The sequence below is a fragment of the Bacillus sp. TH30 genome (assembly GCF_016650875.1).
Classification (GTDB): Bacteria; Bacillota; Bacilli; order Bacillales; family Bacillaceae_G; genus Bacillus_A; species Bacillus_A mycoides.
In genome coordinates, this window is the sequence record NZ_JAEKEY010000002.1 from 4,206,050 (window position 1) to 4,229,053 (window position 23,004).

Below are 23,004 nucleotides of genomic sequence, written 5' to 3' on the forward strand. Positions count from 1 at the left end.
AAGTGTATGAGTGCAAAGTATAAACAAATTGCAGATGTGTTAGAGCAAAACATTCGAGATGGGCTTTTTAATGAAACGAAAAAATTACCTACAGAAGAAGCGTTGATGAATCGATTTGAAGTAAGCCGTAATACGATACGTAAAGTAATTAGTCAGCTTGTGAATAGAGGTTATATTTTTCAAGTGCAAGGTAGTGGTATGTTTTTACGTGAAACTTCTGTAACAGATTACATTAATTTAGGAAGTTTACGTGGATTAACGAAAAATCTCGTTTCACAAAATATTGAAACGAAAGTGCTAGAGATTGAAGTAATAGATGCGGACGAAGAGATAGCAAAGCGAATGCAATGTGAAACTGGAACTAGGTTATATTTCTTGAAGCGTTTAAGAATTGTAGACGGTAAACCATTCTCTATTGAAGTAAGTTATTTCAAAAAAGATATCATTCCTTATTTGAATGAAGAAATAGCATTAAGTTCTGTATACAGTTATTTCATTGAGGATTTACGATTAAATATTGGCTTTGCCGATAAAGTTATTAGTTGTGAAAAAATAAATAAAGAAAATACAAAGCTTTTAGAACTAAATGAAGGTGATCCAGCGCTTCTTATTGAAAATACAGTTTATCTTGTAAATGGAACAATTTTCGAGCTATCTCAATCAATGTTTCATTATGAAAAGACCAAACTTTTAAATCGAATTAATTTTAATTGAAAATGAATATAAGTAGCCTTGTAAAAAAGCAACTGGTCCTAAGTGAGCAGTTGCTTTTTATTTTTAAAGTGGATGAGCAAAAAAACACAAAAGTGGTTGGTCCGTTTTTTACAAACTTCTATTATGATAAGAGAAGAAAGGTAGTATTTTATTCATGCTTTAAAATAGACTGGCCTTAGAGAGGTGGAAGACAATGAGTTTTGCGATTTCACTAGTTGTTATTATTGTAGTTGTATCACTATTTGGGACCGTACTAGTCGCACGAAATGTAGAAGAGAATTACGGTAAGTCTACAAAGAGGAATGTAAAAAACTTATCTGCTATCTATATCATTCTTCTTTTAGGGCTTCTTGTGGGAGTTACTTGGTATGCGGTCGTTATTTTATAGAGTGTGTATATGATGAAGGAGTTAATGCATTGATGAAAAATGAGCGCCATGTTTTAGTTGTTTTCCCGCATCCAGATGATGAGTCGTATTGTGTGGCTGGCACAATTTTGGCTTATACGGAGCAGAAAGTCCCTCTTACCTATGTTTGCTTAACACTTGGTGAAATGGGGAGAGCGATGGGGAATCCACCTTTTGCAACTCGTGAATCTTTATATACAATTAGAGAGAAAGAGTTAAAGCGAGCTACAAATATTTTAGGGATTGAAGATTTACGTATGATGGGATATCGTGATAAAACTCTTGAATTTGAAGAGCCTGGAAAATTAAGAAGCTTGATTCAAAACTGTATTGAAGAATTGAATCCTTCTGTAGTTATTTCTTTCTATCCTGGGTATGCAGTTCATCCGGATCACGATGCAACAGGGGAAGCAGTAGTAGAGGTCTTAGCTAATATTTCGGAAAGTAAACGACCAGCCTTTTATGCTGTAGCTTTTTCAAATAATCATGAAGCAGAAATAGGACCTCCAAGTTTTAAAAATGAAGTAAAAGAATATGTTCCAAAAAAGCTCGAGGCATTGCAAGCACATGCATCACAATTTGCGACTAAGGTAACGAAACTGAAAAGAGAGTATGCAGATGGTGTTCCAGAAACAGTTGAGTGGTTAGAGAGAGAGCCGTTTTGGATATATCCATTTAAAGATAAGAACATGTGATGCTACATCTGAAGGTGATGAATATGTATTTTGAATATAAGAATCGAAAGGTTTTTTACAATATAGAAGGATCGGGTCCTTTCATATTGTTTTTACATGGTCTTGGAGGGAATTCGAATAATTGGTTATACCAAAGAAAATGCTTCAAGGAAAGATGGACAGTAATCTCACTCGATTTACCTGGGCATGGGAAATCCGAAGGGATGGAAATTAGTTTTAAAGAATATTCAAATGTTTTATATGAGCTATGTAATCATTTAAAGCTAAAATCAGTAACAATTTGTGGTCTTTCAAAAGGAGCTAGAGTGGGTATCGATTTTGCTATTCAATATCCACGTTTTGTTTCTAGCTTAATTGTTGTAAATGCATTTCCCTATTTAGAACCGGCAGATCGTAAAGAACGACTTGAAGTATATGATTTACTTAGCTTGCAGGATAAAGGGAAAACTTGGGCTGATACGTTATTGAGAGCAATGGGAGTAGAAGATAATGATGCAATTGTCCGAGGATTTCATCAATCCCTACAAACGATTCATCCGATTCATATTCAAAGGTTATTTGCTGAATTAGTTGATTACGATCAAAGACCATACCTCTCTAACATTGCATGTCCTGTATTAATAATACGAGGAGAGAATGATTATTTTGTTCCGGAAAAGTATGTGAGAGAATTTGAAAAACACCTGAGAAACGTGACTTTCGTTGAGTTGAAAAATAGTGGACACTTGCCTTATTTAGAACAGCCTACTAGCTTTAATGTGACGGTAGAGGCATTTTTAAATCATGCGCTTGATTAATACCATTTATGCAGTGAATACTGTTATTAATGAGTTCAGGACACCAGCTTGGAGAGGAGGGAACTAAATGGAATGGCAACCGAATCGTGAAGATAAGATACCAGTTTATAAACAAATTGCTGATTACATTGAAAGAGGCATTTCTACCGGTGAATTCCCTTCTGATAGAAAATTACCTTCCGAGCGTATGTTAGCACAGAATTTACAAGTGAACCGGAGTACGGTCGTAGCTGCTTATGAGGAATTGAAATCACTTGGGGTAGTAGAACGGAAAAAAGGAAGCGGCACCCGGGTGAATACAGATATATGGGGTGTGTCACATAAACGAATACCGAACTGGGGTAGGTACGTTGAGGATGGATCGTTCTTACCTAATGTACCACTTGTTCAACAAATTCGAACGGAAACACAAAAAGATGATTTAATCAATTTAGCGAGTGGTGAATTGTCATCAGATTTAATTCCGAGTGATAGATTTCGAACAATTTTGTCGGAGAAAACATTTATGGGAAATCTCGGTTATGACCATCCGCTTGGAAATGAAATGTTGCGAAAAACCATTGCGGCACATGTCGAGCAATATAAACAAATAGAAGCAGATTCAAGCTCTATTCTTATTACATCTGGAGCTCAGCAAGCACTTAATCTTATCGTTCAATGTTTGTTAAAGCCTGGAGATGCGATTGCAATTGAGGATCCCTCCTATTGTTATTCACTTCCGATGTTTAAATCAGCAGGTTTAAAAATATTCCGTTTACCAGTTGATCAGCATGGTATGAATCCAGATGACTTAATCGATTTGCACAAAAAGCATCGCATTCGTATGGTGTTTTTAAATCCGGATTATCAAAATCCAACTGGAACGGTACTTTCATTGGCAAGACGTAAAAAGGTTTTAGAACTATCTTCTGAATTTGGTATACCGATTGTAGAAGATGATCCGTATAGTTTGACTTCTTTTAATGGAGAAGTGAATCCAACATTGAAATCGATGGATCAAAATGGGAATGTTCTTTATGTGAGCTCATTATCAAAAATTGTTGCATCAGGATTACGTATTGGTTGGGTAATTGGCCCCACACGCGTAATTGAGAGATTGGCAGATGCGAAGCAGCAAGTTGATTTCGGTCATAGTGTATTTACACAGTGGGTAGCGAACCAATTTTTAGAATCTGAGGATTTTCATACGCATATTACGATGCTTCGTGGACAACTGAAACAAAGAAGAGATGAGTTAATTAGAAAGCTTGAAGAAATATTAGGGGACCAGATTGAATTTTTTGTTCCTGAGGGCGGAATACATTTATGGTGCAAAGTGCAAGGAACGTTTGATGAATATTATTTACTAGGTGAATCTATACAAAATGGTGTAGCATTTGTCCCAGGAAGCGTCCTAGGTTCGAAAAGTGAATATATACGATTTACTTTTGGCAGAGCGAATGTAGAACAAATTCAGCTTGGAGTTACAAGGTTTGCGGAAACATTAAATGAGATTTCATAATAGTGAAGCGTAATATGGAAATGAGGGAAAGAAATGAAGTACGTGACGCTTTTACTTCAAGTAGGCGTGCTATATGTATTTAGCTTAGCTGGTACGTGGATTCAAGGAGTATTCCATCTGTCGATGCCAGGAAGTTTAATAGGGATGTTAATATTGTTTCTACTCCTTTCTACTCGTATTTTTCCATTAAAGTGGTTTGAGGTAGGGGCAGAAAAGTTAATAGTATTTTTACCGTTATTTCTAATTCCTTCGACAACAGGATTAATGGAATATGGATCTTTTCTTTTAAGTAAGGGGAGTGTTATATTTCTTTTAGTAGTTGCAAGTACGGTAGTAACATTGATTGTTTCAGGGTATGTAAGTCAATTATTAGTAACATCAAAAAAATAAAATCGACAAGGTGTACGATTCAAATGGTCTTAATTATTATTACTGTAGTAATTTATTTATTGGCGACAAAGTTATATAAAAAATTTACGTTTCCATTTACGTTACCGGTATTAACAGTTACAGCAATTATGATTTGCTTATTTTTGATATTTGGTATTTCTCATCATGAGTATAAGGAAAATGGGGGAGACGTTCTTTCAGGTTTTTTGAGTCCTGCAATTGTAGCGTTAGCCATACCTCTATTTAAAGAGCGAAAGATACTTATGAAAAACTTTTTAGCGATACTAATCGGCGTAGTGATAGGTATAGTGGCTTTAACGAGTATGAATGTAGTGATTGGTGGAATTTTAAATATCGATAAGGAACTTATATTAACAACTTTACCACAATTAGCGACAATGCCTATTGCCATTTCATTAGCGGATCAAATTGGTGGCATTCCATCTATGACTTCTAGTTTTGTAGTTGTTGCAGGAATAACAGGTGCTATTATCGGACCGACAGTACTTAAGTTTTTCCGTATAACAAGTACGATTGGAAAAGGAGTGGGGATGGGCTGCGCATCACATATTATTGGTGTGAGCCGTCTAGTGAAAGAAGGAGAGAAAGAGGCAACTATCGGTTCGGTAACGATGATTGTAACAGGGATACTTATTAGTATATTAGTACCTTATGGAGTGAAATTTTTATTTTGAAAATTAATGAATCGTAATAAGGAGTATAACACTACTCATTTTAGAGCGTAATGGAGATGATGAAAATGACAACATGGTTTATAGTTACATTATGTATTTTTGGTGCTCTTAAAGTACTAGTTTCTAGTATGCCAACTTCTGTTGTAGAATCAATTATTAGTAGATTTGAGTTACACCAAAAACTTGATGAGGAAAATACTACTGTAACGGTAGATGGGGAAAGTATAGAAGGAGAAATGAAACTTCAAGTTATTCATGAATTTAACGAGGCTTTATTTTTGGATAAGCATTATTTTCCACCGCAAGGGAATGGAACACCGATAGTCATGGAGACGAAGAAAGGAAAAAGAGAGATTAGATTTTCTATATATAGCTACGAGGAACACGTTGATGTGGTAAAGCAATATAAGAAGAAAGTAGTTGCATATCGTTTGCAATCAAAAAGCCTTCAAAGTCGTTCAGTAGCAGTAACTGAAGATTATGCGTAAGGAGAGACCGTTATTATAACGGTCTCTTTATTTTTGCATCCAAGTATATAATTTCCAAATAAGAGAAAAGAAAATGATATATCCAAATAAAGAATAAGCATGATGCCAATTCCCGTTATGTACAAATAAACCTAACCTCTCAGCAACTTGTTCAAAAATACTAGCACAAATCCCTATTAAAATAATAAATAGAGTTCTAGAAACTGCAGATAATGTTTTTGAAATTTGTATGAAAATGATTGTTAAAATCGGTAGAACAAACAACGTAAAGCCTATGTTAACTGAAAATATAGATGAGAAAGGTCTAACTGGAAAGGAATATATTTGTGTATGCACAAAGAAAGCATCTAAGCAAGTTCCAATAATAGAAGAAAGTAAGACTGTAACTAATAATGGTAAAAAATCATTCTTTTTCTCGAAGGAGGACATTTTTCTTCGCGAGAATTGCGAGTTCAATTTTTTCGAGTGTTTTGCAGTAGTCTTCTGTAATTTTTCCATTTATATTTTCCTCCTTATCAACTAAATAATTTACAACTTGCCAATCGTTAAACCAATCTTCATTTTCAACTTCTTCATGTTTCATATCCCGCCATGCATAGATGAGTGCAGGGCTGTATATACGATACGCGTCACTACGTAACTGGCATTTCTTTATTCGGCGTTTATAAAACTCACGCGAAAAAGATTCATTTACACTAGAAAATAAATGAGGCCAGTAATCTTTCCTTGAGCCTGTATGTGGATGGTGATCGACCCAGTTTATTATTTGAGATAAAATATGTGTATCCCGAAATAACAATGAATACAACCGTTTTCCAAGTGAAATTCGTTCATGCAAAGAAGTGAAATGTTTCATTGTATCACCAAATAGTAATACTTTTTGCTTTTTATCATTTTCGTAAAATGGGAAAAGGATATGATTAAACTGAAAAAAATCAAAGAGTTTAAATCCAATACTATTTAATACAGTCTTTTTAAAGTGTGCATTTTGAATAACTCTTTTTTCTAAGTAGCTTTGTTCATTAATAATAGTTGCGATCGCTAATGTTTTTTTGTTACCTGTTTTCCAAAAATCGTTCCACATTGTTTCCATAAATGTAGAAACATTTAAGTGAGTGAGAAGATGAAATAGCTTTTTTGATTTTTTTACACTTTGCTCATATAGTAAAAATTGAGGATATACATCTTGGAAAATGAGCCAATTTCCTCTTTCTAAAAAAGAGAAAAATGTAATTTGATCTTTCTCGGATAAAAGCCTCGTATATAAATCTCCCTTTAAATCTGTCATATTCCAGCCACCGTTACGTGATACGATATGCCCAAGTAGTGCCCAATGTATTTCTGGATATTGAATGTAAAATTGGTAGTATGCACGTGTTCTTGTGACGTTATTTTTATTTAGTTCTTTTGTCTGAGCTTTAATTTTATCGATGATAAGTTGCTCTTCTTTCGTTAATTTATATATGGTAACAGAAGAGATGAGATCGCTTTTTTGTTGTAACTCGTTTTTCACGTCGAATAGGGAGAGAGGGAGTGCTTTTGAGAATTCTTTAGATGTATTGTTTGAATTGCTTTGGTACATTCCATTACCTCCCTTTGCTATGAGTTTAAATGTAGTATTGGTTATGAATCATTCCATTTATCCCGCTATTAACGAGCAGTAAGACTCCCATCTCAAAAGTCGGCTAAAGCAAAGAAGTTAGGTGAGGGTGGGGCTGCTCGTAAAAGCCCGATTGATTCAACTAATAATCAGTGGGGATGGACAAAATCCCCACTAATTAAAGTTTCACTTTATTTTATTACGAGTATAAGAAATAAATGAGCGGTGTTTTTTAAACCAGTAAGATAGTTATCATTCAAACAGTATAAAGAAAGTCTAATTGCTAAGAAGTGAAATGAAAAACAGAAACTATTAAAAAATAGTTTCTGTTTTTTTATTTTGTCAATTAAATGTAACAAACGACGATTATGATTTGAATCAATTGAAAATAATTCAATAACCTTAATAAATACAATTTGAATTGAAATGTATGGTAGGAGGAAAAGGAATGCTTAATAAAATAATTTTAATTACTGGTGGTACAGGTTCGTGGGGACATGAACTTATAAAACAACTATTAGAAAAATCACCGAAAGAAATTAGAGTTTTTTCAAGGAATGAAACGGTTCAGTTTGAAATGCAGCAACAGTTTATAAATGAAGAGAGATTAAAATTTATTATTGGAGATATTCGTGATAAAGAGCAACTAGTATATGCTTGCCAAGGTGTACATTATGTATTTCATCTTGCAGCTTTAAAGCATGTTCCAGTATGTGAATATTATCCTTATGAAGCTATAAAAACAAATATACATGGTACGCAAAATGTAATTGAAGCATCTATCCAGAATCAAGTTGAGAAAGTTATATATGTTTCAACTGATAAAGCGGCCGATCCATCAAATACGTATGGGATGACAAAAGCAATTGGTGAAAAATTAATGGTTCATGCGAATGTGCAAACGAAGAAAACAAAATTCATTTGTGTTCGTGGCGGAAATGTTTTAGGAACGAGTGGAAGTGTGGTACCGCTTTTTAAAAAGCAAATTAAGCAATCTTCAAAAGTAAGGATTACCGATGCAAATATGACTAGATTTTTCTTAACCATTGAAGATGCTGTTGGATTGTTATTTAAAGCAGCATCTGAAGGAAGAGGAGGAGAAATCTTTGTTATGAAAATGCCAGCATGTAAAATAACGGATTTAGCAAGAATATTGATTGAAGATTCAAAAAAAGAAAACGTGAAGATAAAAGAGGTAGGGATAAGACCTGGTGAAAAATTAAGTGAAATGCTTTTATCTGAGGTAGAGAGTAAAACAAGTATTAGTTTTGATCAAAATTATTTTGTGGTACTACCGACTATTCCTATAGAAGGACTTCAAGAATATTATGCTAGTTATCCGCTTGTGGATGTGAAGAGTTTTAGTTCTCAACAAGACTTACTTACAAAACATGAGGTGAAACAAATGTTAGAAAAAGGAGGGTTTTTACGATGAAAAGAAATGCGAGCCTTTTAATAACTGGTGCAAATGGCTTCACAGGACGTCATGCTTGCCAATATTTTTTAGAGCAGGGCTTTCATGTAATTCCTATGTTTCAAAATCGTTCACATAGAGAAAAAATCGAAAATGGTATTACTTGTGATTTAACAAATAAGAGTGAAGTAATGAAGGTAATTAAACAAATAAAACCAGACTATGTATTGCATTTAGCAGGAAGAAACTCAGTTAATGAGTCTTGGACAGCTTCTCTGGAATATATAGAGATTAACGTAATAGGGACTTTATATTTATTAGAAGCCATTAAGCAGGAAGCCTCGCATTGTAAAACATTAGTTATAGGATCTGCATTGCAAGCAGATAGTATGAAAAACATAAAAGTTTCAAATCCATATAGTTTAAGTAAAACTATGCAAGTCATTATTGCGGAGGCTTGGGGCGGATTAATGGATTCAAATATTATCATTGCAAAGCCCTCAAATTTAATTGGTCCAGGAGTATCGAATGGTGTTTGTTCAATTCTCGCAAAAAAAATGATAGATATAGAATCGGGTAGAAGTAAAGCGATTATTGAAGTAAACAGTTTGAAAGATAGTAGAGACTTTCTAGATGTACGTGATGCAGTTAAAGCGTATCATGTGTTATTACGTGATGGTATAAATGGAAAACAATATAATATTGGATCAGGAGTAAAACGCTCTTTATTAGATGTATTGGAGCAATTTAAAGGATTAACACAGCTGAATTTTACTATAAAAGAAAAAGAGAATAGTGGGAGCAGCTCAAATGAAAATTTATTATTAGAGGATATAAAAAAATTAGGATGGATCCCAGAAATTCAATTTCAGCAATCATTAAAAGATGTACTTGAATATGCGAAGTGTAGTGAAATCTGCATTCAATAAAAATATAAAAGGATGTAACAAATATATGAATTGTTATGAAGCGATAGATAATCAAAGTACGCTATTTCTTTCGATTGTTGATACGTTGGATTGGAAAGATGAAGAAGCGCATGTGTTGCACCTCTATGAGGCAATAAATCAATATCGAGCGTATGTGGAAGAAAAAAAGGTTGATCGAATAAAGCCAGCACTAGAGACTAGAACTAGGCATGTGATTCAAGTTTTTACTCAGTATGAGTGTAGTGAGTATGGAAATGATTTTTATGAACTCATCAAAGATCTCTTACAAGATATAGGACTTGAGTTAAAGATTAATATAAAGCTAGATTTTTAATGATAAAGGTGGATATAAGTTATGAATAAAAAGATTCTCTTTACTGGGGGCGGTACAGCCGGACACGTAATGATTAATATGGTATTGATTCCTAAATTTATGGAAAAAGGATGGGGAGTTGAGTATATTGGATCTCAAAATGGAATTGAAAAATTATTAGTTCAAAATGTTAAGTATAATAGTATTTCAACAGGAAAACTTAGGAGATATTGGGATTGGGAGAACTTTAAAGATCCTTTTAAAATTATAAACGGTTGTTTACAAAGTTATAAATTAATTAAGAAAATGAAGCCTGACGTTATCTTTTCGGCAGGAGGATTTGTTTCAGTTCCTGTAGTTATAGGGGCATGGTTAAATCGTGTACCTATAATAATACGTGAACCAGATAGTACGTTAGGGTTGGCAAATAAAATAGCATTACCTTTTTCTAAAAAACTATGCACAACATTTCCTCAAACAGGGGGTAATGTAAGTACTGAGAAGAAGGTTTATGTAGGGCCAATTGTAAGGGAAGAAATTGAGAGAGGTAACGTATTACGAGGAAGAAGCTATTGTAAATTTCAGCAAGATAAACCGGTATTGTTAATAATGGGTGGGAGTCAAGGTGCTAAGTGGATAAATGATATGGTAAGGAAAAGTTTAGATACATTATTATTAAATTTTAATATTGTTCATATGTGTGGTAAAGGGAAGGTGGACCCAGCTATTGGAATGGAAGGTTATATGCAATTTGAATATATAGGGGAAGAGTTACCGCATATACTGAATATGGCAAGTGTTGTAGTTTCCAGAGCGGGTTCTACTGCTATTTCTGAATTGTTATTTTTGAAGAAACCGATGTTGCTTATTCCGTTAACTAATGGTTCCAGTAGAGGGGATCAAGTTTTAAATGCTGACTATTTTTCTAGGCAAGGATATGCGGAAGTTTTACTTCAAGATAGAGTAAACAGTAGTACATTTACACATGCAGTAAATAAGTTGTATACAAATAAGGAGAGATATATTCAAAACATGAATGGATATAAGAAAACAAATGATGAGGGGATTCATCAATTAATAGATATAATAAATGAAGTGGTGAAGTAATAGAAATTTAAATAGAAAAACAAAAGGAAAGAAGGTATCTTCTTTCCTTTTTACTATAGTTACTCAAATTCATTATTACTTATACCGATTAGCTATGTACTATTGGTGAATACCGATTTCTAATAGCTCAGTAAATGCATTGGCATAAATAGGTTTACTGTAATAGTAACCTTGAATAAACTGACATTTATTTTTTTGAAGGAAATTTGCGTGTTCTTTCGTTTCTACGCCTTCAGCAATGACAGACATTCCTAATGTATTTGCTAATGTGATGATTGTTTTTATGATTTCCATTCCATCTTCACACGTTTCAGACATTGTAATAAATTCTCTTGGGATTTTTAACGTATCGATTGGATATAAAGGTAAGTAGGCTAGGGAAGAATAGCCTGTACCAAAGTCGTCGATTGAAATGTGAATCCCTAAACTTTTTAGTGTACGCAGTTTTATCAATGTTTCTCTCTCATCCATCATTGCAATTCGTTCTGTTAATTCTAGATCAAGGGAACTTGCTGGTAAGCCTGTAGTTGCTAAAGTAGAAGAAATAGACTTTACAAAACCTTCTTGTTCAAATTCTTTAGCAGATAAATTTACCCCTATTTTTAAATGTGAATATCCGAGTGCGTGCCAACGCTTCATTTGCTTACAAGCCTGCTGTAATGTCCATTTTCCTATTGGAATAATTTGTAGTGTTTCTTCTGCAATCGGAATAAACTCGTATGGAGAAATAACACCTAATTCAGGATGATTCCACCTGATTAAAGCTTCTGCACCGATAATTTTATTAGATCCACTATCAACTTGAGGTTGATACAAAAGGAACAATTCTTCATTTTGTATTGCGTTTGGTAAATCTTTTTCTAATCGTAATCGTCTTTCGATTTTTTTAGCGATTACATCGTCATAAATAGAGACAGAGTTAAGCTCTTTTGCCTTTGCATCATACATTGCAACATTAGCGTTTTTCAGAAGTGTAGCGGTATCGATTCCGGAATGTGGATAAATGGAGATACCGATACTCAATGATAAAGTTAATTTATGCTCATGTATGACAAACGGTTTTTTCATGTTTTCAAATAATTGATTACATAACTTGAATAAGGAATCATAGTCCGTATAGTTTTCGATTAAAATTGTAAATTCATCGCCGCCGATTCTTGACAGATGAGTATGTGATGGAAGACATGATTGGAAACGTTTTGCTACTTCTTCTAATATGTAATCACCTGACGAATGTCCAAGTGTATCGTTAATTACTTTAAAGCGATCTAAATCTAAATATAATAATGCAAACTCACTTTGTGTTGTTTGAGCATTTTTTATAAATTTTCTTAGCTTCCTATGGAAAAAGGATCGATTCCCAATTTTCGTTACAGTATCGTGGAATGCTAAATATTTTATTTCTTCTTGTTGTTTTTTTAGTGCGGTAATATCCTTTACCATAATATAGCTTCCTGAAATTTGTCCATCTATCATAATAGGAACGATGGTAACGTATAAAAAATAAGTAAAGCCATCTTTATATTGAGAACTAAGTTGTAAGGATGCTGATTCTTGTTGTTTAACTTTTTCTAATGCAGATATCAGTTTATGTTTATCTGCATCTAAAATAATAGAAAAACATGTCTCACCAAGTAACTCGTTCGTTGGTGCTCCAAGTAGTATACTTCCTGCTTTATTTACATTTAAGAATATTCCATTTAAATCAATCGTAAAAATGGGATCAGGATGATATTCATATAATGATTTGAATTTTTGTTGTTTCTGAGATAGGGCCTCTGATTTATGGACTAAATCAGAAGTTCTTAAAGTAACTTTTTCTTCTAGTTGAGCATTAAATACTTGTAAACGTTTTGTTAGGGTGTCGTTTTGCATACGCACAATAGAATGGCGAATAAGTACGAAAACAAAAGCGATACAATTTCCTGTAATGAGAGTTGAAGACGATGTTTGTTCTTTTAATGTAAACCCGATTAGTATTGCAACAGCAAGATAGGGAAATACGACTAAAACTTTCTTTCCTAGTATAGGGTTTACAATGAAATGATTTTTATGGCTATTATCATCTTCTGAAATAGACCCAGCTATTGCGATAAGCAATATAGGTATTCTATATAAAAGACGTAAAAATGTTATAGTGTCAGTTGATAAATGGGTATTTAAGTAAAAATAAATATAGTTAAAAGTTGCAGAACTAATTAATACAAAAATAAAGATATAAATTTTCCGCTTGGACTTAAAAATTGTCGGGCGGAAAAAGAGACTAACACCTAGTAGAAGAAATAATAGATCTGCAATTGGATATAGAAATGAAAGGAAAATATCTGCGAGTGAAAGTGAGAATATATTTAAATTTGGCTGATTAAATAAATACCATTCTAATGTGAATATGGAAGTAAGTACTATACATATATCACAAATAAAGAAAGCTTTTTCCCATTTATTGCATTCTTTTAAGATCTTATAGCAAAAAGCGATAAGGCAGAAGAATAGAAAAAACATGTAAAATACATCAGAAATAGTAAAATGATGTATTGGAAGTTCGAAAAAGGTATCTTGATACGTATATACTACTTTTCCTAATAAAAAACTACCAATTGCAATTGTAATACATATCCAAAAAGGATTTGAACTAACTTTTTTAGAGTATATAGAGTAAATTAGCGATATAAATGTAATGACTTCAACGATGAGTGAAGCGAAGCGTACATTGAAATTTGAAAAATGAGTAGGGAACAGAAAGAAAAACATAAAATAGATTGAATAGCATATTAATGTTGTGATTAATATACATAGCTGTAAATTTTTATTTAATTTCAAAAAAATCACCTTCTTTAAGCATGTACTATATTCGTAATATCTGTACATAATAATATTACTTAAGGATTGTATCAGATTTCCTTATAAAAAGCATGCTTATAAGGAAAAAAATAAGAGTGCAATAATTCTTGAAAATGAAAAAACACTACATTTAATGATTTTTAGTGTATCAAGATTTTAGATGGGAATTGTATATTTAGTCATCCAGTATATTTTAAAGGTTTTTTAGTGCTTTGCAAGTGGAGATGCAAATTTGCATATAAAATGATGGGATTTTCTTTCTAGGTGAGTTTTTGATTGTTATAGGCTAGTAAGTAACACCTTTGTATGTATCTATTTTCATACTAATGAGGGATTTCAAAAATGTTTTAAGTATATACAATAAAATATAGTCATTCATTACGTTTTTAGTATGGGAGGAAAAGCATGAAAAATTGGGTGAAGTTTCGAATAGCACGTCCAACAGATAAGTTTGAAGAGGTTATAGCATTCTATGAAAAAGGATTAGGTTTAAAGCGTATAGGTGAATTTTACGGTCATGAAGGTTACGATGGCGTCATGTTTGGACTACCAGATGAAGAATATCATTTAGAATTTACAAGATATATAGATGGGAGCCCATGTCCAGCTCCAACAAAAGATAACTTACTTGTATTTTACATGCGAGAAGATAGTGAAATGAAAAAAGTGAGTAAAAGGCTGCATACAATGGGGTATGGTGAAGTAGAACCAGAAAATCCGTATTGGAAAGAAAAGGGGATAACGATAGAAGATCCGGATGGTTGGAGAATTGTATTGATGAAAATAGAAGAATGAGGCTAGAGAAGTTTCGAATTTTGATAGAGTAAAAGAAAATATAAAAAAGTTTCCTTGGAGGGGATAAACTCAAAGGGAAACTTTTTTACGCCTTATAATCTGAAAATTAATATTTGATAATCTATTTCGAGGAAATGTAAAATAGGAACGTATATTCCTATGGGTTTGATAGTCATGTCTTTAAAGAGGAATATAGAAAAGGGAGGACTTATGAATACATATATCTATATGGTTAGGCATGGTGAATCACCTAAATTAGAAGGAGATGAAAGAACACGTGGATTAACTGAGAAGGGAAAAATGGATACCCATAGAGTAACTGATTTATTAAAAACGGAGTGGATTGATACTTTTATTTCCAGTCCGTATAGCCGGGCTATGTTAACGATAGAAGAGTCAGCCAAATTCCATGAAAAAGAAATATTAGTATATGAAAATCTTAAAGAGTGTAAGTTTTTAAATGAAGATAAAATTATATCGGATAAGGAAGTGTACCCACTTGTAAAGGAGATGTTTTTTAATCCAGAATATGCACTGACGGATGGAGAGTCATATGCGGATTGTCAGCGAAGAGTAGTGAGAGTGTTAAAAGAAATATTAATGAATTTTCAAGGACATAAAATTGTAATTGGTACACATGGGCTTGTAATGACACTAATGATGAACTATTTTGATAATCAATATGGACTTGAATTTTTAATGAATACATCCAAACCGGATATATATAAGCTAGAATTTAAAGAAGAGCAATTAATGAATGTAGAGAGATTATGGAGAGAAGAATGAAATGGGGTATATGGAGTGTGTTTTAAAAATTACTTTTAAAACACACTCTTTTGCATTAAGTTGAGTTTTAAATATTTTCACTAATACGTTCTTTGTTTTTGTTATTTAAAGTATGTAAGAGTTTTTGAAATACCTTAAATGAATGCTGAAATATTGGACTTTGAATAAAAGTGTATAGAAAAGTTACGATAAAAACAGGACCTCCTAGCATGAATCCAATGACTAGTACAAAGCATTCTACAATGATTCGAGCACGGCTAATAGATAACCCAGTTTTGTCAGAAATGGTAAGCATGAATCCATCGCGGGGTCCAGCACCAATGCCAGCCGCGACGTACATGCCGCCCCCAATTCCTGTAATTGCAATACCAGAAAATAAAATGAGTAAGTTTATCCATAAATAATCACTAGCGTTTGGAAGGATTTTTGATTGTAAGAAAAAGTCCATAATAGGACCGATAAGTAGTGCATTTAAAAATGTGCCCACGTTTATATATTTTCGATCTACTAGTAAAGAGATAAGGACGAGACATAATCCACATATGACACTCCAAGTGCCAATTGTCCACCCAAATCGTTGGTAGAGAGCCATATTTAAAACTTCCCAAGGATGTAAACCGAGGAATTTAACTTTGACTGCGAGAGCATTTCCAAGTCCAAAAAAAATTAATCCTAGGAAAAAAAGAAAATAGCGAAAGAGAGTTAGCCTCATCTTTAAAACCTCCCAATATATAATGATGTATATTACATGTTTGAATTTCAATGTACAAATATTATGTCTTTTTATGATTTATTAAAAATGTAAATGGATATATATTTGCACAGTCAAAAAAGTTAAAATATTTCGTTTTAAGGATTATAATAGAGAGAGAACTATAAAAGGAGTGAACGAATTTGAAACAAGAACTTATTGAAAGATTTACGAGATATGTAAAGATTGATACACAATCAAATGAAGAAAGTCATACAGTGCCTACAACACCAGGGCAAATTGAATTTGGTAAGTTATTAGTGAAAGAGTTAAAAGAGATTGGGTTATCAGAAGTGACGATGGATGAAAATGGTTACGTAATGGCAACACTGCCTGCTAATACAGATAAGGATGTTCCTGTAATAGGGTTTTTAGCTCATTTAGACACAGCAACAGATTTTACAGGGAAAAACGTAAAACCACAAATTTATGAAAATTTTGATGGTAATGCGATTACGTTAAATGAAGAATTAAATGTTGTGTTAACACCTGAACAGTTCCCGGAATTACCATCATATAAAGGACATACAATTATTACAACTGATGGTACAACACTTCTTGGAGCAGATGATAAAGCTGGTCTTACAGAAATCATGGTCGCAATGAATTATTTAATACATAATCCGCAAATTAAGCATGGAAAAATAAGAGTAGCATTCACACCAGATGAAGAGATTGGTCGTGGGCCAGCTCATTTTGATGTAGAAGCGTTTGGTGCATCATTTGCTTATACGATGGACGGAGGTCCATTAGGTGGTTTAGAATATGAGAGTTTTAACGCTGCAAGCGCCAAATTAACTTTTAGAGGGACAAATACACATCCTGGAACAGCGAAAAATAAAATGCGTAACGCAAGTAAACTCGCTATGGAATTCGATAGACAGTTGCCAGTAGAAGAGGCGCCAGAATATACAGAGGGATATGAAGGGTTTTATCATTTACTCTCTTTAAATGGTGATGTCGAGCAAAGTAAAGCTTACTATATTATTCGAGATTTTGATCGTAATCATTTTGAAGCGCGTAAAAATAACATTAAAGATATTGTGAAAAATATGCAAGAGAAGTACGGTGAAGATGCGATTGTTTTAGAGATGAATGATCAGTACTATAACATGCTTGAAAAAATTGAACCAGTGCGAGAAATTGTTGATATTGCATATGAAGCGATGAAAAGTTTAAATATCGAACCGAACATCCATCCAATTCGTGGTGGAACAGATGGATCACAATTATCGTATATGGGATTACCAACGCCAAATATTTTCACTGGTGGTGAAAACTATCACGGTAAATTTGAGTATGTTTCGGTAGATACTATGGAAAAAGCTGTTCAAGTAATTGTAGAAATCGCAAGACGATTTGAAGAACAAGCTTAAAAAGAGAACCAAGTAGTAATGAAGTGCTACTTGGTTCTTTTCTATAGTAAAAAATACAAAGTGAAACTTGTTACAAGACGTTTGTAAAAGGGGGAAATGTTATGAGTGAAAATCAGTTTCATGGTTATATAGGGACATATACCAAAGCAGAGAGTAAGGGGATTTATAAATTTATACTTGATACGAACATCGGAGAACTTAAAGGGATTGAATTAGCAGCTCATATAGGAAGTCCGACATATGTAACGATTAGTCATAACAACGAGTACCTTTATTCTGTTGCGAAAGATAATGGGTTAGGTGGAATTGCTAGTTTTTCCATTCATAATAAATCCGGTAATCTAAATTCGATTAGCATGCAAGTTTTAGAAGGGGTATCGCCGTGCTATGTAAGTGTGAATCGGGAGAATAGTATAGTAGTAGCAGCTAATTATCATAAAGGAACAGTAGAGTCCTATTTAGTGAAAAAGGATAATGGAAGTTTAAATGCTGCTACGGTAATTGTAGAACATAAAGGGTCAGGACCAAATAAGGAAAGGCAAGAAAAGGCACATGCTCATTATATGGATTTTACTCCTGATGAAAAATATGTAGTAGCAGTTGATTTAGGAATAGACAAGGTGATTACATATAAAGAAAGTGATGGAGAACTAATAGAAGTTACACGGTTATCTGTAAAACATGGTAGTGGTCCAAGGCATCTTATATTTCATCCAAGTGCGCAGTATGCATATGTTATGACAGAATTAAGTTCAGAGATTATTGTACTTCAATATGATGCAAAGAGTGGCAGTTTTAAAGAAAAACAATACATTTCTACATTACCTGAAGATTTTAGAAAAGATAGTTACGGAAGTGCAATTCACATTTCTTCTGATGGCAAGTTTGTTTACGCAGCAAATAGGGGACATAATAGTATCGCGGTTTTCCGAGTGAATGAGCACAATGGAGAGCTCGCTTTTATTGAAACAGTATCGACAGAAGGGGATTGGCCACGTGATTTTTCTTTAGATCCGGATGAAAAATTTTTAATTGCAGCGAATGAAAGATCTAATACTTTGACTTTATTTGCTAGGGATGAAATGACAGGGGAGCTAACGCTTGTACAGACGGACGTAAATGTTCCAGAGCCAGTATGTGTGAAGTTTTTACATGTGAAAAAATAGATAGGTTTCCCTATCTATTTTTATTAGGAAATTTTAATATAGCACCCGCCACAAATAAAAAGTCGCGTAAGACTCCCAATGTATCCAATTTACTGCAAATTCTTTTATTTCATTTTTAGTCGGTTTTTTTTCGGCACCTGTTATAAATTTGATAGCATTATGCAGGCCGACATCATCAATTGGAAAGGCTGAAGGGAATCGTAAGCAACGCATTAAAACATAGTGAGCCGTCCAGGGCCCTATACCGCGAATGCTAGTTAATTGTTTTTCAGCTTGTTTCACATCTTGTATTTGTAATAGAGATTCTTTTGATAATTTACCTTCTGTAATGAGCTGCGCGACGTCAATTAAGTATTCGCACTTTCTTGTAGTCATTTTTAATGTTGCGAGATCTTCTACATCTAAATTTGCTATTACTTCAGGTGATGGGAATATCCAATGTTTTCTACCGTTCCAATCTACATAATCGCCAAAATTTTCGACTAATCTTCTTTTTAGAGTATAGGCATATGTGAGGTTGATTTGTTGACCTAGAATCCCCCAGCATAGTGCTTCAAATAAATCCGGAATTCCCAAAGTACGAAGACCGTAAAATTCTTTAATGGGTTTTTGAAGGAGTGGGTCGTGTTTAGCTAATTTATAGAAGGGAGCTAAATCAGTAGTTAAATCAAACCACTCTTTTACATAGTTAGATACGGCATCGTGTGCCCATTTTTCAGAGACATATGATTCTCCTAAAAAACGTATTTGAATATTACTATCGGCATTCAAACCAATTTCAACTAATGAATTTATGTTTTGAACAGGAATGACTTTATAGATTTTATTGTTTTCAATATGAAACATACATTCATTTTTAGAACGCGATAGATAGCGTAAGTTTTCTTGAAAACTAAATTCTTTTGGAACGACTAAAGACAATATTTCATTACAATCCTCTGTCATATTTACTCCTCCCGAAGCGCTTCTAATTTGAGCAATTCTTTTTTCATTTCTAAACCACCTCTAAAACCGGTAAGTTTACCATTTTTCCCAATAACGCGGTGACAAGGAATAGTGATAAGCAGAGGATTTGCCCCAACGGCAGTCCCAACTGCACGTACAGCGTTAGGTTTTTGAATTCTTTCCGCAATCTCTGAATAAGAATGTGTCTCCCCATAAGGAATTTCACGTACCGTATTCCAAACAGCTAATTGAAATGCAGTTCCGTAAACATCGATAGGAATTGTAAAGGTTTCTAGTTTGGTTTCCAAATACTCGATAAGTTCTTTTGTATATGTTTGCAGATAATCTGGATTTTGGATGAATGTATGTTGTGGCAGTTTTTTGCTAGCCCACGTATTTAGTTCTTCAAAAGTTTCATTTTGCGATCCGATGAAGCATAATCCATTTGAAGTAGCTGCAATATGCATACGCCAATGTTTATGAATAAGCAATGTCCAATATATAGTTTTATTTTCATATGGTTTCATTATTTCATACCTCTTTTATTCCATTCTTTTTTCGATATTCAGTAGGGGTAAATCCTGTCTTCTTTTTAAATAAAGTCGCGAAATACTCCGGATTTTCTATCCCGACATCAGTACTAATTTCCATAATGGATTGATTTGTATGTGAAAGGTATTCTGTCGCTTTTTTAATTCTGAATTGCTGTATATATTCTATTGGACTAATCCCTACAATTTTCTTGAAAGTGCGTTGTAGATGATAAGGGCTACCATGGCATATTTCTGCGAGTAGGTCGAGGGTTAGCACGTCACAATAATGTTTTTGGATATATTCTTTAATTTGCTCTACCCATTCTTCATTAGGTAAAGTTAGCCCGTTTGGTTTACAACGTTTACACGGACGAAAATTTTCATGTAATGCTTGCTCTGCCTTAAGAAAAATACGTACATTGTTTTTATTCGGTATTCTCGATTTACATGATGGTCGGCAAAAAATACCGGTTGATTTTACAGCGTAAAAGAATTTGTCATCATATGTGGAGTCATTATGAATAATTGCTTGCCAATACTCATTTGTTACTGTGAACTCTTCATTATGCACAGAACATCACCTCTGGCATTAGTATAACCTGAATAAAGTACGTATGTACGTATTTACGAATGTAAGAGCAAGATTACAAAGATGAAACTATGATAGGGTATCTATTTTGTGTTAGCATGAAAATTGAAAATGCACATCAAGAGGAGGAACATAGATGAAGTTGATTTCATGGAATGTAAATGGTTTGCGAGCAGTTATTGCAAAAGGTGGATTTCTAGAATATCTAGAAGAATCTAATGCAGATATATTTTGTTTACAGGAAATTAAATTACAAAGTGGACAAATTGATTTAAATCCCGAGGGATACTATACATATTGGAATTATGCTGTGAAAAAAGGCTACTCAGGAACGGCTATTTTCACGAAAAAAGAACCGATTTCTGTTACATATGGTTTAGGGATTGAAGAGCATGATCAAGAAGGACGAGTTATTACGTTAGAATTTGATGATTTTTATATGATAACGCTGTATACACCAAATTCTAAACGAGGATTAGAACGTTTAGATTACAGAATGGAATGGGAAGATGATTTCAGGGCCTATATTAAGCGATTAGATGAAAAGAAACCAGTTATTTTTTGTGGAGATTTAAATGTTGCCCATAAAGAAGTAGATTTAAAAAATCCGAAAAGTAATCGGAAAAATCCTGGTTTTTCGGATGAAGAAAGAGAGAAATTTACATGTGTTTTAGAGGCGGGATTCATTGATACGTATCGCTATCTTTATCCTGATCAAGAAGGAGCGTACTCATGGTGGTCATACCGTATGGGTGCAAGAGCGAAAAATATCGGTTGGCGTTTAGACTACTTTGTGATTTCTGAAAGGCTAAAACATAAAATTACCGATGCGAAAATTAACAGTGAAGTGATGGGATCAGACCATTGTCCAGTTGAATTACATATAAATTTCTAAAAAAGAAGTATCTCGCTAATAATAGGCGGATACTTCTTTTTAATTCAGTTTGTTAAAATTTTTCAAATCATTCTTGAAATAATTGCATATTAAATATATACTTAGTAACGATAATCATTATCATTGAAAAAGGTTATCGATGGATGAAGTGTAAAAGAATTATAGTTTAGGGGAAGTGAATGAGAATGAGTTCCGGATAAAATTATTAATCTAATGAAATATATGTTTGGGACAAGTTTCATGTAGTTAAGTTTTCATATAAAAATAATCTATTTACAAGTTTTGAGAGGAGATATATAAAGATGAACAAGAAGTTATTTACATTAGGGATGGTTACAGTTTTAAGTGTAGGTTTAGCAGCATGTAATAGTACGGATAAAACTTCAGGGGAACAAAAGCAACAGACAAAAGCTACGGAGACAAAAAAAGATGAAAAACGAAAAATTACATATTTAGGTAAAGAATATACAGTACCAGCAAAAGTAGATAAAATTGCGACAGCTAGTTTAGAGTCAATGGAAGATGCAGCAGTACTTGGAATTAAACCAGTCGGTGCAATTACTGTAGGTGGTAAATTACCAAAGTATCTTGAAAAAGAATTAGAGGGTGCAAAATCTGTGGGTGAAAAAATGCAACCTAATTTTGAAACATTACTTCAATTAAAACCGGATGTTATTACATCTAGTACGAAATTCCCAGCAGAAACAGCTGAAAAGTTTACGAAAGTAGCTCCGACGTTCCCGGTATCACACGTTTCAACAGATTGGGAAGATAACTTAAAGTTAATGGGAGAATTAACTGGTAAAAAAGATAAAGCAGAAAAAATTATTAAAGATTACAATGCGGACGCTGAAAAAGCAAAAGCAAAATTAGGAGATAAGTTAAAAGACAAAAAAGTACTTGTAATTAGACTAAGAGCAAATGAATTATTCCTATATCCAGAAGGAGTATACTTCAACCCTGTAATTTATAAAGATCTTGGACTAACTGCTCCAGAACAACTTAAAACTGTAAAAGCACAAGAGAAAATTTCATTTGAAAAACTTGCTGAACTTAACCCAGATTATGTTTTCTTACAATATGAGGCAAGTGAAAATAAAAACCCGAAAGTGCTAGAAGAAATTGAAAGCAATCCAATTTGGCAAAGTATGAATGCTGCGAAAGAAAAGAAAGTATTTGTAAACGTTGTAGATCCAATGGCCCAAGGTGGCACAGCTTGGAGTAAAACAGCATTCTTAAAAGAAGCAGTGAAAAATTTATCTAAATAATACAATAAGT

General features: G+C 33.4%; 25 protein-coding genes. 18 read left to right on the top strand and 7 right to left on the bottom strand.

What is annotated here, in order from left to right:
- Positions 1-6: 6 nt before the first annotated feature.
- The 8 genes from JFU20_RS23950 to JFU20_RS23985 all read left to right on the top strand — a co-directional run bounded on the left by JFU20_RS23950 (position 7) and on the right by JFU20_RS23985 (position 5,686).
- Positions 7-714: a GntR family transcriptional regulator gene (locus tag JFU20_RS23950; RefSeq protein ID WP_002014624.1), complete on the top strand. Its 708-nt coding sequence runs from the start codon at positions 7-9 to the stop codon at positions 712-714.
- Positions 715-907: 193 nt separating this feature from the next.
- A complete protein-coding gene (locus JFU20_RS23955) occupies positions 908-1,102 on the top strand; it encodes a hypothetical protein (RefSeq protein ID WP_002014626.1) in 195 nt (64 codons plus the stop codon).
- 32 nt (positions 1,103-1,134) lie between these two features.
- Positions 1,135-1,815 (top strand): bacillithiol biosynthesis deacetylase BshB2, encoded by a 681-nt coding sequence (gene bshB2, locus JFU20_RS23960; protein WP_002014627.1) that lies wholly within the window; start codon positions 1,135-1,137, stop codon positions 1,813-1,815.
- A complete protein-coding gene (locus JFU20_RS23965; protein WP_002165217.1) occupies positions 1,815-2,612 on the top strand; it encodes an alpha/beta fold hydrolase in 798 nt (265 codons plus the stop codon). Before bshB2 ends, JFU20_RS23965 begins: the two co-directional genes overlap by 1 nt.
- Positions 2,613-2,679: 67 nt before the next feature.
- A complete protein-coding gene (gene pdxR / locus JFU20_RS23970; protein WP_002014629.1) occupies positions 2,680-4,113 on the top strand; it encodes a MocR-like pyridoxine biosynthesis transcription factor PdxR in 1,434 nt (477 codons plus the stop codon).
- 33 nt (positions 4,114-4,146) lie between these two features.
- Positions 4,147-4,503 carry a CidA/LrgA family holin-like protein gene (locus JFU20_RS23975; protein WP_002014630.1) on the top strand — a complete coding sequence of 119 codons (357 nt, stop codon included), beginning with the start codon at positions 4,147-4,149 and terminating at the stop codon, positions 4,501-4,503.
- A gap of 23 nt (positions 4,504-4,526) precedes the next feature.
- Positions 4,527-5,198: an LrgB family protein gene (locus tag JFU20_RS23980; protein ID WP_002014632.1), complete on the top strand. Its 672-nt coding sequence runs from the start codon at positions 4,527-4,529 to the stop codon at positions 5,196-5,198.
- Between the two features lie 65 nt (positions 5,199-5,263).
- Positions 5,264-5,686: a YfmQ family protein gene (locus tag JFU20_RS23985; RefSeq protein ID WP_002165218.1), complete on the top strand. Its 423-nt coding sequence runs from the start codon at positions 5,264-5,266 to the stop codon at positions 5,684-5,686.
- Between the two features lie 27 nt (positions 5,687-5,713).
- Here the strand turns inward: JFU20_RS23985 and JFU20_RS23990 are convergent, their stop codons facing one another.
- Complete coding sequence (locus JFU20_RS23990; RefSeq protein ID WP_002165219.1) at positions 5,714-6,115, bottom strand: CBO0543 family protein; 402 nt, start codon at positions 6,113-6,115, stop codon at positions 5,714-5,716.
- Positions 6,090-7,268: a DUF2515 domain-containing protein gene (locus JFU20_RS23995; RefSeq protein WP_002165220.1), complete on the bottom strand. Its 1,179-nt coding sequence runs from the start codon at positions 7,266-7,268 to the stop codon at positions 6,090-6,092. Before JFU20_RS23995 ends, JFU20_RS23990 begins: the two co-directional genes overlap by 26 nt.
- A 466-nt stretch (positions 7,269-7,734) precedes the next feature.
- Between JFU20_RS23995 and JFU20_RS24000 the strand changes: the two genes are divergently transcribed.
- The 4 genes from JFU20_RS24000 to JFU20_RS24015 are packed head-to-tail and all read left to right on the top strand — an operon-like array spanning position 7,735 to position 11,049.
- Positions 7,735-8,721, top strand: a complete 987-nt coding sequence (locus JFU20_RS24000) for a UDP-N-acetylglucosamine 4,6-dehydratase family protein (protein WP_002165221.1) — start codon at positions 7,735-7,737, stop codon at positions 8,719-8,721.
- A complete protein-coding gene (locus JFU20_RS24005) occupies positions 8,718-9,629 on the top strand; it encodes an SDR family oxidoreductase (protein ID WP_002165222.1) in 912 nt (303 codons plus the stop codon). Before JFU20_RS24000 ends, JFU20_RS24005 begins: the two co-directional genes overlap by 4 nt.
- A gap of 25 nt (positions 9,630-9,654) precedes the next feature.
- Positions 9,655-9,963 (top strand): DUF6572 domain-containing protein, encoded by a 309-nt coding sequence (locus JFU20_RS24010; RefSeq protein ID WP_002014642.1) that lies wholly within the window; start codon positions 9,655-9,657, stop codon positions 9,961-9,963.
- Between the two features lie 21 nt (positions 9,964-9,984).
- Positions 9,985-11,049 (top strand): undecaprenyldiphospho-muramoylpentapeptide beta-N-acetylglucosaminyltransferase, encoded by a 1,065-nt coding sequence (locus JFU20_RS24015; RefSeq protein WP_002014644.1) that lies wholly within the window; start codon positions 9,985-9,987, stop codon positions 11,047-11,049.
- Positions 11,050-11,148: 99 nt separating this feature from the next.
- Here the strand turns inward: JFU20_RS24015 and JFU20_RS24020 are convergent, their stop codons facing one another.
- Complete coding sequence (locus JFU20_RS24020) at positions 11,149-13,869, bottom strand: putative bifunctional diguanylate cyclase/phosphodiesterase (protein ID WP_201038943.1); 2,721 nt, start codon at positions 13,867-13,869, stop codon at positions 11,149-11,151.
- Positions 13,870-14,295: 426 nt separating this feature from the next.
- On the opposite strand from JFU20_RS24020, the gene JFU20_RS24025 reads away from it, so the two are divergent.
- Positions 14,296-14,685, top strand: a complete 390-nt coding sequence (locus JFU20_RS24025; RefSeq protein ID WP_002014647.1) for a VOC family protein — start codon at positions 14,296-14,298, stop codon at positions 14,683-14,685.
- A 210-nt stretch (positions 14,686-14,895) separates the two neighbouring features.
- The gene (locus JFU20_RS24030; protein ID WP_033710040.1) at positions 14,896-15,471 is read left to right on the top strand and encodes a histidine phosphatase family protein; all 576 of its coding nucleotides are present in this window, start codon (positions 14,896-14,898) and stop codon (positions 15,469-15,471) included.
- A 67-nt stretch (positions 15,472-15,538) separates the two neighbouring features.
- On the opposite strand, the gene JFU20_RS24035 is transcribed toward JFU20_RS24030, so the two are convergent.
- Positions 15,539-16,183: a YczE/YyaS/YitT family protein gene (locus tag JFU20_RS24035; protein WP_002014649.1), complete on the bottom strand. Its 645-nt coding sequence runs from the start codon at positions 16,181-16,183 to the stop codon at positions 15,539-15,541.
- Between the two features lie 182 nt (positions 16,184-16,365).
- Here JFU20_RS24035 and pepT point away from each other — a divergent pair, with 182 nt between their 5' ends.
- Together pepT and JFU20_RS24045 are read left to right on the top strand one after the other, a co-directional pair.
- On the top strand, positions 16,366-17,598 hold the full coding sequence (gene pepT, locus JFU20_RS24040; protein WP_002014650.1) for a peptidase T: 1,233 nt from the start codon (positions 16,366-16,368) through the stop codon (positions 17,596-17,598).
- A gap of 101 nt (positions 17,599-17,699) precedes the next feature.
- On the top strand, positions 17,700-18,764 hold the full coding sequence (locus tag JFU20_RS24045) for a lactonase family protein (RefSeq protein WP_002014651.1): 1,065 nt from the start codon (positions 17,700-17,702) through the stop codon (positions 18,762-18,764).
- Positions 18,765-18,797: 33 nt separating this feature from the next.
- On the opposite strand, the gene JFU20_RS24050 is transcribed toward JFU20_RS24045, so the two are convergent.
- The 3 genes from JFU20_RS24050 to JFU20_RS24060 are packed head-to-tail and all read right to left on the bottom strand — an operon-like array spanning position 18,798 to position 20,813.
- The gene (locus tag JFU20_RS24050; RefSeq protein ID WP_002014652.1) at positions 18,798-19,709 is read right to left on the bottom strand and encodes a DNA-3-methyladenine glycosylase 2; all 912 of its coding nucleotides are present in this window, start codon (positions 19,707-19,709) and stop codon (positions 18,798-18,800) included.
- 2 nt (positions 19,710-19,711) lie between these two features.
- On the bottom strand, positions 19,712-20,236 hold the full coding sequence (locus JFU20_RS24055; protein WP_002014654.1) for a methylated-DNA--[protein]-cysteine S-methyltransferase: 525 nt from the start codon (positions 20,234-20,236) through the stop codon (positions 19,712-19,714).
- A gap of 4 nt (positions 20,237-20,240) precedes the next feature.
- Complete coding sequence (locus JFU20_RS24060) at positions 20,241-20,813, bottom strand: bifunctional transcriptional activator/DNA repair enzyme AdaA (protein WP_002014656.1); 573 nt, start codon at positions 20,811-20,813, stop codon at positions 20,241-20,243.
- 154 nt (positions 20,814-20,967) lie between these two features.
- Here JFU20_RS24060 and JFU20_RS24065 point away from each other — a divergent pair, with 154 nt between their 5' ends.
- Together JFU20_RS24065 and JFU20_RS24070 are read left to right on the top strand one after the other, a co-directional pair.
- Positions 20,968-21,726 carry an exodeoxyribonuclease III gene (locus JFU20_RS24065; protein WP_002014658.1) on the top strand — a complete coding sequence of 253 codons (759 nt, stop codon included), beginning with the start codon at positions 20,968-20,970 and terminating at the stop codon, positions 21,724-21,726.
- A 302-nt stretch (positions 21,727-22,028) separates the two neighbouring features.
- Complete coding sequence (locus JFU20_RS24070) at positions 22,029-22,994, top strand: iron-hydroxamate ABC transporter substrate-binding protein (RefSeq protein WP_002014659.1); 966 nt, start codon at positions 22,029-22,031, stop codon at positions 22,992-22,994.
- Positions 22,995-23,004: the final 10 nt, after the last annotated feature.

What these genes read in the sequence shown, in the direction of transcription:
- JFU20_RS23950 (WP_002014624.1), top strand. Translation starts at nt 7, where the DNA reads ATGAGTGCAAAGTATAAACAAATTGCAGATGTGTTAGAGCAAAACATT.
- JFU20_RS23955 (WP_002014626.1), top strand. Translation starts at nt 908, where the DNA reads ATGAGTTTTGCGATTTCACTAGTTGTTATTATTGTAGTTGTATCACTA.
- bshB2 (WP_002014627.1), top strand. Translation starts at nt 1,135, where the DNA reads ATGAAAAATGAGCGCCATGTTTTAGTTGTTTTCCCGCATCCAGATGAT.
- JFU20_RS23965 (WP_002165217.1), top strand. Translation starts at nt 1,815, where the DNA reads ATGCTACATCTGAAGGTGATGAATATGTATTTTGAATATAAGAATCGA.
- pdxR (WP_002014629.1), top strand. Translation starts at nt 2,680, where the DNA reads ATGGAATGGCAACCGAATCGTGAAGATAAGATACCAGTTTATAAACAA.
- JFU20_RS23975 (WP_002014630.1), top strand. Translation starts at nt 4,147, where the DNA reads ATGAAGTACGTGACGCTTTTACTTCAAGTAGGCGTGCTATATGTATTT.
- JFU20_RS23980 (WP_002014632.1), top strand. Translation starts at nt 4,527, where the DNA reads ATGGTCTTAATTATTATTACTGTAGTAATTTATTTATTGGCGACAAAG.
- JFU20_RS23985 (WP_002165218.1), top strand. Translation starts at nt 5,264, where the DNA reads ATGACAACATGGTTTATAGTTACATTATGTATTTTTGGTGCTCTTAAA.
- JFU20_RS23990 (WP_002165219.1), bottom strand. Translation starts at nt 6,115, where the DNA reads ATGTCCTCCTTCGAGAAAAAGAATGATTTTTTACCATTATTAGTTACA.
- JFU20_RS23995 (WP_002165220.1), bottom strand. Translation starts at nt 7,268, where the DNA reads ATGTACCAAAGCAATTCAAACAATACATCTAAAGAATTCTCAAAAGCA.
- JFU20_RS24000 (WP_002165221.1), top strand. Translation starts at nt 7,735, where the DNA reads ATGCTTAATAAAATAATTTTAATTACTGGTGGTACAGGTTCGTGGGGA.
- JFU20_RS24005 (WP_002165222.1), top strand. Translation starts at nt 8,718, where the DNA reads ATGAAAAGAAATGCGAGCCTTTTAATAACTGGTGCAAATGGCTTCACA.
- JFU20_RS24010 (WP_002014642.1), top strand. Translation starts at nt 9,655, where the DNA reads ATGAATTGTTATGAAGCGATAGATAATCAAAGTACGCTATTTCTTTCG.
- JFU20_RS24015 (WP_002014644.1), top strand. Translation starts at nt 9,985, where the DNA reads ATGAATAAAAAGATTCTCTTTACTGGGGGCGGTACAGCCGGACACGTA.
- JFU20_RS24025 (WP_002014647.1), top strand. Translation starts at nt 14,296, where the DNA reads ATGAAAAATTGGGTGAAGTTTCGAATAGCACGTCCAACAGATAAGTTT.
- JFU20_RS24030 (WP_033710040.1), top strand. Translation starts at nt 14,896, where the DNA reads ATGAATACATATATCTATATGGTTAGGCATGGTGAATCACCTAAATTA.
- JFU20_RS24035 (WP_002014649.1), bottom strand. Translation starts at nt 16,183, where the DNA reads ATGAGGCTAACTCTCTTTCGCTATTTTCTTTTTTTCCTAGGATTAATT.
- JFU20_RS24045 (WP_002014651.1), top strand. Translation starts at nt 17,700, where the DNA reads ATGAGTGAAAATCAGTTTCATGGTTATATAGGGACATATACCAAAGCA.
- JFU20_RS24050 (WP_002014652.1), bottom strand. Translation starts at nt 19,709, where the DNA reads ATGACAGAGGATTGTAATGAAATATTGTCTTTAGTCGTTCCAAAAGAA.
- JFU20_RS24055 (WP_002014654.1), bottom strand. Translation starts at nt 20,236, where the DNA reads ATGAAACCATATGAAAATAAAACTATATATTGGACATTGCTTATTCAT.
- JFU20_RS24065 (WP_002014658.1), top strand. Translation starts at nt 20,968, where the DNA reads ATGAAGTTGATTTCATGGAATGTAAATGGTTTGCGAGCAGTTATTGCA.
- JFU20_RS24070 (WP_002014659.1), top strand. Translation starts at nt 22,029, where the DNA reads ATGAACAAGAAGTTATTTACATTAGGGATGGTTACAGTTTTAAGTGTA.